Origin of the sequence: Hydrogenophaga sp. T2, assembly GCF_049843535.1 — a bacterium.
Taxonomy (GTDB): domain Bacteria; phylum Pseudomonadota; class Gammaproteobacteria; order Burkholderiales; family Burkholderiaceae_C; genus Hydrogenophaga; species Hydrogenophaga crocea.
The window spans coordinates 641,297-653,173 of the sequence record NZ_JBBHZJ010000001.1; the positions used below are offsets into that span (position 1 = coordinate 641,297).

Annotated in this window: 14 protein-coding genes and 1 tRNA gene; 8 read left to right on the forward strand and 7 right to left on the reverse strand. The window is 72.6% G+C overall.

Annotated elements, in window-relative coordinates; genetic code table 11:
- Positions 1-61: 61 nt before the first annotated feature.
- The 7 genes from WDZ95_RS02985 (at position 62) to WDZ95_RS03015 (ending at position 5,398) form a co-directional block, all read left to right on the forward strand.
- A complete protein-coding gene (locus WDZ95_RS02985) occupies positions 62-796 on the forward strand; it encodes a GntR family transcriptional regulator (RefSeq protein WP_166227194.1) in 735 nt (244 codons plus the stop codon).
- 105 nt (positions 797-901) lie between these two features.
- Complete coding sequence (locus tag WDZ95_RS02990) at positions 902-1,810, forward strand: NAD(P)-dependent oxidoreductase (RefSeq protein WP_425776129.1); 909 nt, start codon at positions 902-904, stop codon at positions 1,808-1,810.
- Positions 1,811-1,837: 27 nt separating this feature from the next.
- Positions 1,838-1,913: transfer RNA gene (locus WDZ95_RS02995), tRNA-Ala, on the forward strand.
- A gap of 121 nt (positions 1,914-2,034) precedes the next feature.
- Complete coding sequence (locus WDZ95_RS03000; protein WP_425776130.1) at positions 2,035-2,661, forward strand: DUF3348 family protein; 627 nt, start codon at positions 2,035-2,037, stop codon at positions 2,659-2,661.
- A 10-nt stretch (positions 2,662-2,671) separates the two neighbouring features.
- Positions 2,672-4,369 carry a hypothetical protein gene (locus WDZ95_RS03005; protein WP_425776131.1) on the forward strand — a complete coding sequence of 566 codons (1,698 nt, stop codon included), beginning with the start codon at positions 2,672-2,674 and terminating at the stop codon, positions 4,367-4,369.
- On the forward strand, positions 4,369-5,055 hold the full coding sequence (locus tag WDZ95_RS03010; protein WP_425776132.1) for an OmpA family protein: 687 nt from the start codon (positions 4,369-4,371) through the stop codon (positions 5,053-5,055). Before WDZ95_RS03005 ends, WDZ95_RS03010 begins: the two co-directional genes overlap by 1 nt.
- Positions 5,048-5,398 (forward strand): DUF2894 domain-containing protein, encoded by a 351-nt coding sequence (locus WDZ95_RS03015; protein WP_425776133.1) that lies wholly within the window; start codon positions 5,048-5,050, stop codon positions 5,396-5,398. Before WDZ95_RS03010 ends, WDZ95_RS03015 begins: the two co-directional genes overlap by 8 nt.
- A gap of 11 nt (positions 5,399-5,409) precedes the next feature.
- Here the strand turns inward: WDZ95_RS03015 and WDZ95_RS03020 are convergent, their stop codons facing one another.
- Genes WDZ95_RS03020 through WDZ95_RS03050 form a run of 7 tightly spaced genes read right to left on the reverse strand, consistent with a single transcriptional unit; the run spans position 5,410 to position 11,482 of the window.
- A complete protein-coding gene (locus tag WDZ95_RS03020) occupies positions 5,410-6,474 on the reverse strand; it encodes a hypothetical protein (protein ID WP_425776134.1) in 1,065 nt (354 codons plus the stop codon).
- Between the two features lie 2 nt (positions 6,475-6,476).
- Complete coding sequence (locus tag WDZ95_RS03025; protein WP_425776135.1) at positions 6,477-7,832, reverse strand: hypothetical protein; 1,356 nt, start codon at positions 7,830-7,832, stop codon at positions 6,477-6,479.
- 34 nt (positions 7,833-7,866) lie between these two features.
- Entirely contained in the window at positions 7,867-8,460 is a 594-nt protein-coding gene (locus tag WDZ95_RS03030) for a uridine kinase family protein (protein WP_425776136.1), read from the reverse strand.
- Positions 8,457-9,869 carry an MATE family efflux transporter gene (locus WDZ95_RS03035; protein WP_425776137.1) on the reverse strand — a complete coding sequence of 471 codons (1,413 nt, stop codon included), beginning with the start codon at positions 9,867-9,869 and terminating at the stop codon, positions 8,457-8,459. Before WDZ95_RS03035 ends, WDZ95_RS03030 begins: the two co-directional genes overlap by 4 nt.
- A 13-nt stretch (positions 9,870-9,882) precedes the next feature.
- A complete protein-coding gene (locus WDZ95_RS03040) occupies positions 9,883-10,257 on the reverse strand; it encodes a VOC family protein (protein ID WP_425776138.1) in 375 nt (124 codons plus the stop codon).
- Positions 10,258-10,269: 12 nt separating this feature from the next.
- The gene (locus tag WDZ95_RS03045) at positions 10,270-11,088 is read right to left on the reverse strand and encodes a helix-turn-helix domain-containing protein (protein ID WP_425776139.1); all 819 of its coding nucleotides are present in this window, start codon (positions 11,086-11,088) and stop codon (positions 10,270-10,272) included.
- Between the two features lie 46 nt (positions 11,089-11,134).
- Positions 11,135-11,482 carry a hypothetical protein gene (locus WDZ95_RS03050; protein ID WP_425776140.1) on the reverse strand — a complete coding sequence of 116 codons (348 nt, stop codon included), beginning with the start codon at positions 11,480-11,482 and terminating at the stop codon, positions 11,135-11,137.
- A 40-nt stretch (positions 11,483-11,522) separates the two neighbouring features.
- On the opposite strand from WDZ95_RS03050, the gene WDZ95_RS03055 reads away from it, so the two are divergent.
- Entirely contained in the window at positions 11,523-11,795 is a 273-nt protein-coding gene (locus WDZ95_RS03055; protein ID WP_425776141.1) for a 2Fe-2S iron-sulfur cluster-binding protein, read from the forward strand.
- The last annotated feature ends 82 nt before the right edge of the window (positions 11,796-11,877 follow it).

The window sequence follows — 11,877 nt, forward strand, 5'->3', positions numbered from 1 at the left end:
CCCGGCATACCCCCATCGGGTATGCTTTGCGAATTCTGTATACGGAATTCAGAAACCCGCCATGACGGCCCAGCTGCACCGCATCGAAACCTCGCCCGACCTGGTCGAGCAGGTGTACGTCGCGCTGCTCGATTCGATCAGCACCGGCGCGTTGCCGCCGGGCCGGCGCATCACGCAGGACGAGCTGGCCGAGCGGCTTGCGGTGTCGCGCCAGCCCGTGATGCAGGCGCTGCGTCTGCTCAAGAAAGACGGCTTTGTGCTCGATGCCCCGCTGCTGGCCCAGGGCGCGGGCCAGCGCACGCGCGGCCTGCAGGTGGCCCCGCTCGATCCGGCCCAGATCGGCCAGGTCTACCAGGTGCGCGCGGCGCTCGACGCGCTCGCCGTGCGCCTGGCGGCCGAGCGCCGCGCGCGCATCGACCGCGCGCTGATCGATCAGGGCCACGCGGCCGACCGGCGCGGCGACCTCAAGGCCCTGATCGAGGCCGACATCGCGTTCCACGCCGCGGTCTACCGCGCTGCGGGCAACCCTTTCATCGAGCGCAGCGCGCAGCTGCACCTGCACCACATCCGCCGCGCCATGGGCCTGGCCCTGCAGTCCGACGACCTGCGCCGCCCGGTCTGGGACGAACACGAAGCGATCGTGGACGCGATCGCGCAAGGCGACGCCGACACCGCCGTGCGGCTCATGGGCGATCACACCGGCAAGGCGGCGCAGGCGCTGCAAGACCAGCTCGGGGGCGGCGACAGCGGCGGCGCCCCTGGTACCGATCAACTCCGTGGTCGTCGCAGGTCCTGAAAAGGCCCGGGCGATCCACTTGCGCGCGGTCCCGGCCCTGGTCGGTGACCGCGTTTTTTTTGAGCACTTCCCTAGAATCCGGCGCCACCCGCCAGCGAGACACCCGTGAGCGACAACACCCCCGACCCCACCCCTCAGACCGAACTGCGCGTGGCCGTGCTCGGCATCGGCCTCATGGGCTTCCCCATGGCACGCCGCCTGTGCGAAGCCGGTTGCCGCGTGAGCGTGTGGAACCGCTCGCGCAGCAAGGCCGAGCGGCTGCTGCCCTTCGGGGCGCACGTGGCCGACACGCCCGGTGAGGCGGCCGGCCGGGCCGACATCGTGATCACCCTGCTGGAAAACGGCGACGTGGTGGACGACGTGCTGTTCCGCCAGGGCGCGGCCGCCGGCCTGGCGCGCGGCGGCCTGGTGGTGGACATGTCGTCCATCCTGCCGCGCCAGGCGCGCGACCACGCGCAGCGCCTGGCCGCGCTGGGCCTGGGCCACGTGGACGCGCCCGTGTCGGGTGGCACCGTGGGCGCCGAGGCGGGCACGCTGGCCATCATGGCCGGCGGCAAGGCGGGCGATTTCGAGCGCGCGCGCCCGGTGTTCGAGATCCTGGGCCGGCCCACGCACGTGGGCCCGCACGGCGCGGGCCAGCTCGCCAAGCTCGCGAACCAGATGATCGTGGGCATCACCATCGGCGCCGTGGCCGAGGCGCTGCTGATGTGCGAGAAGGGCGGCGCCGACATGGGCAAGGTGCGCCAGGCCATCGGCGGCGGTTTCGCCGAGAGCCGCGTGCTGCAGGTGCACGGCCAGCGCATGGTCGAGCGCGACTTCACCAAGCGCGCCGCCATGACCGTGCAGCTCAAGGACATGCGCAACGCCATGACCACCGCGGGCGAGCTCGGCTTCGAGGCGCCCATCACCGGCCTGTTCGAGCGGCTCTTCGCCGAAGCCGTCGAACAGGGCGTGGGCGACCTCGACCACTCCGCGCTGTTCGTCGAACTCGCCCGGCGCAACGGCATGGTCTGAGCTTGTGGCTAAAATGCGGTTTTTCGTGGGGACGTAGCTCAGCTGGGAGAGCGTCGCGTTCGCAATGCGAAGGTCGGGAGTTCGATCCTCCTCGTCTCCACCACCATTGCCAAAGGGCCTTGTTCACCAAGGCCCTTTGTTCTTTCTGGCCAGCGCCGCCGGATCCGCCCCGTGGCCGCGCCGAGGACCGTTTCTTGCGCCCCCTAGCCCACCGAACCGCTCTGGTGCGACAGCTCGCCGCCTGGCTGCCCGCGCCCGCCGACGCCCCGCGGCAGGACCTGGCCGAGCGCCTGGGCGGCTGGCTCAACGTGCGCGATGCGATCGCCCTGCACGCGGCGCACCAGGCCATCCAGGCCGCCCCGGCGCAGCGGCGCGCCACCCGCCCCGGCGCGGCCGGGCCCGGCCTGCGCCCGGCCCTGCAGGCCCTGCGCGACACGCTCGAACACGGCATCGCGGCCCCGCCCGCGCTGCCGCTGGCGGCCGACGACACCAGCTTCGCGCCCACGCACCAGCGCTGCCTCGCGCTGCAGCGGCGCATGGAAACCGCCATCGACGCCTTCCGCCAGCACGCGCGCCAGACGCTCGCGGCCGCCTCGCCGCAACTGGCCCGGCTGGCCCAGCTCGACGCCACGCTCGACCAGTTGCTCGGCGGGCGCGAGCAGCGCCTGCTGGCCGACGTGCCCCAGTTCCTCAAGGCGCGCTTCGACCAGCTGCGCCAGAGCGAGCCCGAGACCTGGCCCGCCACCTTCGAAGCCGAGCTGCAACAGGCGCTGCGCGCCGAGCTCGACCTGCGCCTGCAACCGGTGACCGGCCTGGTCGAAGCCTTCGAGCAGGCCGGCCCCACCCCCTGACGCCCCGCCCATGAACCGTGCTTCCCTGAACCGCTTTTTCTTCGCCGCCGCCTTCGCGCTCGGGCTCGCGTCCCTCGCCTGGGTGGGCCTGGGCTTCATCGGCACCAGCGCCCTGGCCCTGGCCATGACCGCGCTGATCGGCGCGGCCTACCTCGTGGGCGCGCACGAGCTGCAGCGCCACCGCCAGGCCACCGCGGGCCTGGTGCACGCACTGGCCGAGGTGCCGCAGCCCCTGGCCGCGCTCGACGACTGGCTGCCGCGCGTGCCCGCCGCGCTGCAGGCCGCCGTGCGCCAGCGCATCGAGACCGAGCGCGGCGCCCTGCCCGGCCTGGCGCTCACGCCCTACCTCATCGGCCTGCTCGTGATGCTGGGCATGCTGGGCACCTTCCTGGGCATGGTCATCACCTTCAAGGGCGTGGTGTTCACGCTCGAAGGCTCGGCCGATCTGCAGGCCATCCGCACCGCGCTGGCCGCGCCCATCAAGGGCCTGGGCCTGGCCTTCGGCACCTCGGTGGTGGGCGTGGCCACCTCGGCCATGCTGGGCCTGATGTCGGCCATCGCGCGCCGCGAGCGCGCCGAGGCGCTGCGCCTGCTCGACGCGCGCGTGGCCACGCATTTCCGCGCGTTCTCGCTCGCGCACCAGCGCCAGGCCACGGTCGACGCGCTGCAGCAGCAGGCCCAGGCCCTGCCCGCGGTGGTGGCGCAGCTGCAGACCCTGGTGGCGCAGGTGGAGCAGCGCGGCCAGCGGCTCGATGAAGAACTGCTTGCGCGCCAGGGCGCCTTCCTCGACCGCGCCGACGCGGCCTACCGCGAGCTCGCGCGCTCGGTCGAACAATCGCTGCGCCAGGGCCTGGAGGCCGGTGCGCGCGCGGCCGGCGAGCACCTGACGCCCGTGGTGAGCACGGCCATGGCGGGCATGGCGCAAGACAGCGCGCGGCTGCACGAACGCGTGGCGCACGAGGCCGCACAACTGCACGCGCGGGTGAGCGCGACGGTGGCCGAGCAGGTGCAGGCCCTGGCCGATCGGTTCGACGCGCGCGGCGAGGCCGCGCTGCAGCGCCTGGGCGAGCAGCAGGCCGCGTTCAACGCGCAGGCCGGGGCCCAGCTCACGCAGCTGGGCCAGGCGCTCGAAGCGCCCATGGCCCGCCTGATCGACAGCGCCGCCGAAGCCCCGCGCGCGGCGGCTGAGGTGATGGCGCAGCTGCGCCGCGAACTCGGCCGCCTGAGCGAGCGCGATAACGCCGCGCTGCAGGAACGCGCCACGCTCATGCAGCAGATCGACGCCCTGCTGCAGCGCGTGCAGCAGACCACCGACGGGCAGCGCGCCGCGATCGAAGCCCTGGTCGGCTCGGCCGGCGCGGTGCTCGACCAGGTGGGCCGCCAATTCGCCGACACCGTGGGCGCGCAGGCCGTGCACGCCGAAGACGTGGCCGCGCGCATCCAGACCAGCGCCACCGGCCTCGCGCAGCTCGGCGAAGCGTTCGGCCAGGGCGTGCAGCGCTTCAGCGACAGCAACCACGCGCTCATGCAAAGCCTGCAGGCCATTCAGGACGCGCTCGCGCAATCGATGGCGCGCAGCGACGAACAGCTCGCCTACTACGTGGCGCAGGCGCGCGAGGTGGTCGACCTCAGCATCAGCGCGCAGCAAGGCATCGTCGAAGACCTGCGCCGCCTGCGCGGCCAGCCCGACACCCGCAAGGCCGCCTGATGCTGGGGCTGGACGACCGCCACGGCGACGACGCCGAACACGCCGAGCACCAGGCCCCCGTGTGGGCCGCCTTCGGCGACCTCATGGCCGGGCTGGTGGGCGCCTTCGTGCTCATCCTGGTCGGCGTGCTCGTGGTGCAGATGGACCTGGTGAACAGCCTGCAGGCCGAGGTGCGCAAGCGCGAGCAGGAGGAGCAGCGCCGCATGGCGCTCGAGAAGGCGCTCGCGATCCCGCTGCAAAGCGGGCGCGTCACCTTGAACAACGGCCGCATCGGCATCAGCGGCAGCGTGCTGTTCGCGCTCAACTCCGACGAGCTGCGCCCCGAGGGCCGGCAGATCCTCAAGAGCCTGGTGCCGCCGCTGCAGGTGTACCTGGGCGAGCGCGACGAGATGCTGATGGTGAGCGGCTTCACCGACGACCGCCCGGTGCACGCGAGCAACCAGCGCTTCGCCGACAACCTCGAACTCTCGGCGCAGCGCGCGCTCACGGTCACGCGCGCGCTGATTCAGGAAGGCATGCCGCCGCAGCGCGTGTTCAGCGCCGCCTTCGGCGCCGAACAGCCCGTGGCCTCGAACGCCGACGAAAAAGGCCGCGCGCTCAACCGCCGCGTGGAAATGGCGCCCGTGCCGCGCACGCCCGCCCCCACGGCCTCGTCCACCGCCGCAAGCGGGGCCCCGCGTGAATAAGCCGCACGCCGCGCCGCTGACCGAGCTCAACCGCCACATCGAGCGGGTCACGGGCCGCTCGGCCACCGCGCGCGGCGAGCTGCGCAGCGCCGCGGCCTTTCACGAGAGCTGGGCCCGCCTGAGCGCGGTCGAGGCCGTGCACCAGGCGGTGCGGCGCGGCGCCGAAAACGCGGGCCCGCTCAATTCGCACATGCTGGTGCTGCGCACCCTGGGCCTGCTCACCGAGCTCTCGCCCGACTACCTGCGCCGCTTCATGGCGCACACCGAAGCCCTGCTGTGGCTCGATGACGCCGGCGCGCGGCTCAAGCCCGCGGCCAAGCCGAAGAAGGCGGCGCGCCAGTAGCGGCGCCGCGTTCAGCGCGCCACGCCCGCGGCCGGCGCGTTGTTGCCGCCGCTGGGGCGCGGTGCGCGCGACACCACGCGGTACTCGGTGTCGGCCCAGCACCACCAGAGGGTTTTGCCACCGCTGGTGTTCGGCCGGCACTGGGTCGGGCCGGTCTTGACCCACTCGTAGGACACCGCGTCGGGAATGAGGCCGCGCTGGATCTTCGTCGGCTCGGTTTCGCCGCGGCGCGCGCGCTCGGCCAGGCGCGCGACCTCGGCGCGCGCCTCGGCCTCGGACGCGTGCATGCTGTCCGAGCTCAGGCTGCCCGGCCAGTTGAAGGTGTAGAGCGGCGCTTCGGCCCGGGTGGGCGCGGCGGCCTGCGACGGTGCGGGTGCCTGGGCCTGCGACTGGCGTTCGCGCGCCAGCGCCGCCTGCTGCGTGCGGCGGGTCTGCTGCGCCTCTTCATCGCGGGCCGTGGCGCGCCGCTGCTCGGCCTGGGTGTCCTGCAGGCGGTTCATGGCCTGGTTGTGGATGTTGTTCAGGCGCTGCGCCCCGTTCATGGCCGACGCGAAGCCTTCGCGCATGCCGTCGGCCAGGCTGGGCGTGGGGCTGCCGTCGGTGCAGTTGCCCACGTAGCGCTGGCCCGCCACGCACTGGCGGTACTGCGCGGGCACGGGGCAAAAGCGCGCGCATTCGTCTTCCAGCGCCAGGCGTTGCGCCTCGCGCTCGCGCCGTTTCTCTTCGCGCGCCTGCAGTTCGCGCTCTTCCTCGAGGAAGGCTTTCGATTTGGCCAGCCAGGCGCGGTCGCGCTGCTGGTGCGCGTACAGGCGCGCGCGGCGGTGGCGCGCCTCGGCGCAGTCGAAGTCGCGCGCCAGCGTGCAGCGGTCGGCCTGGTCGAGCAGGTCCAGCAGCTCGGCGCGGTCCATGGCGTCGAGCTGCGAGACCAGGCCCTGCAGGTGGGCCGCGTCGCCCGCGGCCGGGGCGTTGGGAGCCGCCCGCGCGGGCGCGGCCAGGGCCGACAGCACGGTGCTCAGCAGCGCGGCCAGCAACAGGGCCAACGGGCGGCGCGCCAGGAACGGGAATGCGTGGGTCATGGTCAGGGCCTTTCGATGCGGGTGGCCCCCGCGGGCGCCCACTCGACGTCGTCGCTCACGACCTTGTCGCGCAGCGCCGCGGCCTTGTAAGCCTGGCGCTGCTGAAAGGCCGACATCGCGTCGGGCAGGCAGGCGATGTCGCCCTGGATGTCCTTGCGGCCGGCGCTTTCGAAGCGGGCCACGCACTTGCTCGACAGCCCGGGTTTGACGTCGCAGGTGCCGTCGATGGGGCCGCGCATCGGGGCAGGCCACTGCGCAGGGTCGCTGGTCTGGACCGCGTTGCTGAAGGTCGCGAACGCGTTGAACAGCTGCTGGTCGGTCAGCGTGGCCCCGCCGGGCGTCCACACGCCGCTGCGCACCTGGCGCGCGGTGTCGCCCACGCGCACGGCGGCGGTGCAGAACAGGCGCCCGGGCGTCACCGCCTGCGGTGGCGGCGCCGGCCGGCTGCCGGGGGGCAGCACCGCCAGCGACCCCATCTTGCCGGCGTACCAGCGGCGCGCCAGATGCGCCTGCTCGGCCGTGCTGTAGCAACGCTGGGTCACGTCCTGCTCCTCGATGCCGCGCCCGAACGAGAGCTGGCGTGCGTTCACGAGCACCGCGGTCAGCGCGCCTTCGATGGACGCGGTGTCCGTCGGCCGGTCCCAGCGCGGCTCGGGCTCGGCGCCGCCCTGGGCGTAGCCGGACCAGGCGAACCAGTCGTTGTCGGCGGCGTGCAGGGCTTCGACGAAGCCGCGCAGCGCGGCGAGTTGCGCCGGCCGGCCCTTGTCGCCCGCGGTGGGGGTTTCCCACACCGGTGACACCGCGCGCTTGTGGCGCCAGCTGGTTCGCTGCACCGCGAAGCAGAACAGGCCGTGCCGCGCGTCGTGGGCGGCCAGGGCGTCGTCGATGGGGCGTTCGATGGCCGCTCTTTCGCGCAGCGCTTTCTCGCGCGCCTGCTCCGCCAGTGCCTGCTGCTCGGCCTGGCGGCGCTGGGCGTCGGCGGTGGGCCGCGCGGTGCCGAGCAGCACCTCCTGGCGGGGCAAGGTGCCCGGCAGGATGCGCAGCTCTTTCTCGAACACGCGTTCCTGGTCCGGGCCGGCCGGCTTGGCCGCACGCAAACGGTAGTTGCCGGGCACCACGATCAGGTCGAGCGGGCCGTCGGCCGGGCATTCGCCGCGCGCTTCGCCATTGAGGGTCACCGCCGCACCGGCGGCCGCTTCTTCGCACAACAGGCGCAATACCGTGGGGAGGGCCGCGGCCGTCTGCGGCGGGGTCTGCGCCGGTGCGGGCGTAGCCGCCGCAATGCCCAGCGCGACCGCCGCCAAGCCCGACCGCCCCCAGGCCCGCCCGGGCCGTGCCGTTTCGAACATGCCGAACATGTGTGGTTTCCTCCCTTGTTCAGGTGCGTCGACTCTAGCGCTCAACGCCCGCGAGCAATCGCGCGAAATACGGCACTTCGGCCTCGATCCACTGCCGCTCCCAGGGGCCGATGCCGCCTTCGCGCGCACGCAGGCGCTGCTCGCGCAGCGCGTCGTCCACCCCGAGCACGGCGCGAAGGTCGAGCAGGTCGGCCAGTTCGGCGCGCGCGCTGTACACGCCTTCGAGCACCACGAGCGGTGCCGGGGCCACGCGCGTTTCGGTGGCGCACAGCGAGCCGTCGAAGGCGTCCCAGTCGAAGGCGCGGTAGGTGGCGGGCCGGCCGGCGCGCAGGGCCGTGAGCACCTCGCGCTGTCGCCGCCAGTCGATGCACGCCGCTGCGCGTTCGGCGGGTGTGTCGTGGCGCAGATCGACACCACCGCTGTAGAAGTCATCGCCCTCGATCACGCGCGCGGGCGGCAAGGCCTCGGCCAGTGCCTGTGCGAGGGTGGATTTGCCGCTGCCGCTGCGGCCGTCGATGGCCACCACGCACACCGGGCGGTCCGTGCGTGGCAGCGCGCGGATGTGCGCGACGAGTTCGTCCAGCGGATGCGCGCCGAGCTGCCACACGGGCACGGGGCGGTCCGTCACACCGTCACCTTTTTCCAGCCGCCGCGCGAGAACAGCCACAGCGTGAACAGACCCACCGCGGTTTCCGACACGAACACGCCCCAGAACACGCCCGAGTGCGCCCAGCCCAGCGGCAGCGCGAGCGCCCAGGCCAGCGGCAGCTGGATCAGCCAGAAGAACACGAAGTTGATCCAGGTGGGCGTGAGCGTGTCGCCCGCGCCGTTGAAGGCCTGCACGGCCACCATCCACCAGCCGTACACGAAGTACGAGTACGCGAGGATGGACAGCCATTCGCCACCCACCGCGACCACCGCAGGGTCGTCGGTGAACAGGCCGATGATGGCGTCGTGCGCGAAGAAGAAGGCCACCGACACCGCGAGCGTGAACACCATGTTCATCCAGCCGATGCGCCACACCGCGGCCTCGGCGCGCGCGGCGTCGCCCGCGCCCAGGTTCTGGCCCACCAGCGTGGCCGCGGCGTTCGACATGCCCCACGCGGGCATGAGGGTGAACATCATCACGCGCATGGCGATGGTGGCGCCCGCCACCGCTTCGGTCGACAGGCTGGCCAGGATGCGCATGAGGAACACCCAGGCCGTCATGGCGATGATCATCTGGCCGATGCCGCCGAGCGAGGTGCGCGCGATCTGCAGCAGCGTGGCGCCGTCCCAGCGCAGGCTCGCGGCCGTCAGGCGCAGGTGTTCGCTGCCGCGCGCGAGGATCCACAGCTGCATGAGCACGCCCACGCCGCGGCCGATGTTGGTGGCGATGGCCGCGCCCTCCACGCCCATGGCCGGTATGGGGCCGAGGCCGAAGATGAGCAGCGGGTCGAGCGCGATGTTGACCGCGTTGGCCACCCACAGCACGCGCATGGCGGTGGCCGCGTCGCCCGCGCCGCGAAACACCGCGTTGATCACGAACAGCAGCAGGATCACGAGGTTGCCGCCCAGCATCCACTGCGTGTAGCGGTAGCCGTGCTCGATGGCCCAGGCGTCGGCCCCCATGAGGCGCAGCAGGTCTTGCGCCCAGAAGATGCCCGCGAACGTGACCGGCAGCGACACGAGCACCGCCAGCACGATGGCCTGCACCGCCGACAGCGCGGCCGCCTCGCCGCGCTGCTCGCCCACGCGCCGCGCCACGATGGCCGTGACCGCCGTGGCCAGGCCCATGGCCACCGAGTACAGCAGGAACAGGTAGGTCTCGGTGAGGCCCACCGTGGCCACGGCGGATGCGCCGAGCTGGGCGACGAAGAAGATGTCGACCACCGCGAAGGTGGACTCGAGCACGAGCTCGAGCATCATGGGAATGGCCAGCAGCAGCACCGCGCGCTTGAGCGGGATGCGCGTGTAGTCGGCCTGCGTGCCGCGCAGCGCGGCGCGCAGATCGGCCCAGAGCGAGGGCGGTGGGGCGGTGGTGTCGGTGGGTGTCATGAGCAAAACGGGTTCAGGCGGCGAGCCGCTGCACGATGTCGACACCGATGCCGTTCGGGTCGCGCAGCACGAAGTGACGATCGCCCCAGGGCTCGTCGCGCAGCGGCAGCACCACGGGCGCGCCCAGGGCCACGAGGCGGCGGTGCTCGGCCTCGGCGTCGTCCACGTCGAGGGCAAGCCACATGCCCTGGCCGCCGTACGCGCCCTGGAAGATCGGGGCCTGCGTGTCCAGGCCCGGTCGCATGAAGGCCAGCTCGCGCTCGCCCAGGCGCAGCAGCACGAACCACGCGCCCTCGCCTTCGTAGACCACGTCGGCGCCGAAAAGGCGGGTGTAGAAATCGCGCGAGGCGAGCACGTGTTCGGTGACGATGCCGGTCCACAGCGTCATGGTTTCACTCCTTCAGATCGGACAGGGGTTGCGATGCCCGGCATGGTCGTCGGGCACGCGCTTGCCGTCTTGAAGAAATGCGACCTCGCCGCGCGCATAGCGCGTGGGCGTGGTGGCCGCGTAGCGCCGGAAGGCCTGGTGCAGGTGGCTCTGGTCGGCGTAGCCGGCGTCGAACGCGGCCTGGGCCGGCGGCAGGCCCGCGCGCAGGCAGGCCGCCGCGTGGTTGAAGCGCTCGATGGACGCAAAGGCCTTGGGCGTGAGGCCCACGGCCTCCAGCACACAACGCTCGACCTGGCGGCGGCCGATGCCGAAGCGATCGGCCAGCGCTTCGATGCGCTCGGCGCCGCGCGTGGCCTCGATGCGCGCCACCAGCGCGTCGGCGCGCGAGGCCTGGGGCGGCGTGCGCCCCAGGTGCTGCAGCAGCGCGGACTCGACCGCGCGCACGGCCGCCAGCGGGTCGCTGAGATCGAGCAGGCGTGGCAGCGCGGGCGCGAAGGCGTCTTCGCCTGGCAGCGCGCCGTCGGTGAGCAGCGGCGTGGGCACGCGCAGAAAGTGCCGCGCCTGCCCGGCGCGGAACTGGATGCCGAGGTACAGCGCGTCGGCCTGCAAGGCGAGTTCGGTGCGCACCGTGACCGAGCCATGCACCGACAGCGCCGCACCGCGCGCGCCGTGTGCGAGCACCGCGTCCACCCGGCCATCGGGCCGCAGCGTGGCCACGGCCGCGTCGCGGCCGCTGCCGAACCAGTAGTGGTCCACGAAGGGCGCGAGCGCGCGCGACGGGCGCAGGGCTTGCGCGCCGGGGCGGGCGTGGGCGTGCGGCGGGGTGGGCATGCGCGTGACAGCGAAGGGGCAACACCTTACACGGTCACGGCCCGGTTCAGTACGCCGTTTCGCGGGCCTCCAGCACCAGCGACAGCACCCGCACGCCCTGGCCGTTGGCCTTGGCGCGCACGCGGCAATCGGCATCGGCCTCGACGGTGAGGCGGCAGTGGTAGTCCAGGCCGTCGGTGTCGCCCGGGTTTTGCGCCGGCACGCGGCGCGCCCACCAGCGCTGGCCATCGACCTCCACACTCAACTCGAACCAGGGATCACTGGCCTGCGCCTGCACGCGGACCTGCAGCGTGGCATCGAGGTCGAAGGTGCGGGCGCGGCCCAGGGCCGCAGGGATCACCAGCGGGGCGACGGCGTCGGTGCCCGCGTCATACTTCCAGTACTCCAGCGTCATGCAAAAAGTTTAAGCGCATGCCCTTCCCCTTTGCCCGCGCATGAACACCTTCCGCATCCGCATCGATGGCCAGGCATTAGAAGCACCGACCGACAGCGAGACCAGCCTGTTCACGGCGCTCGCGCGCGCGGGCATCGCCTGGCCGGTGTCGTGCCGCAACGGCACCTGCCGCACGTGCATGGCGCGCTTGCTGCAGGGCCAGGTGCGCTACGACATTCCGTGGCCCGGCCTGAGCGCCGAAGAAAAGGCAGAGGGCTATTGCCTGCCGTGTGTGGCGCGGGCGGTGGGAGATGTGGTGTTGGCGAAGGTTTGAGGGGCGATGTCGATTTCTCGCCCGGTCGACCGTCGTGGGGACGGGGGTGCTCTCTGGCGAGGGCACCGGCCCGACAACCCAA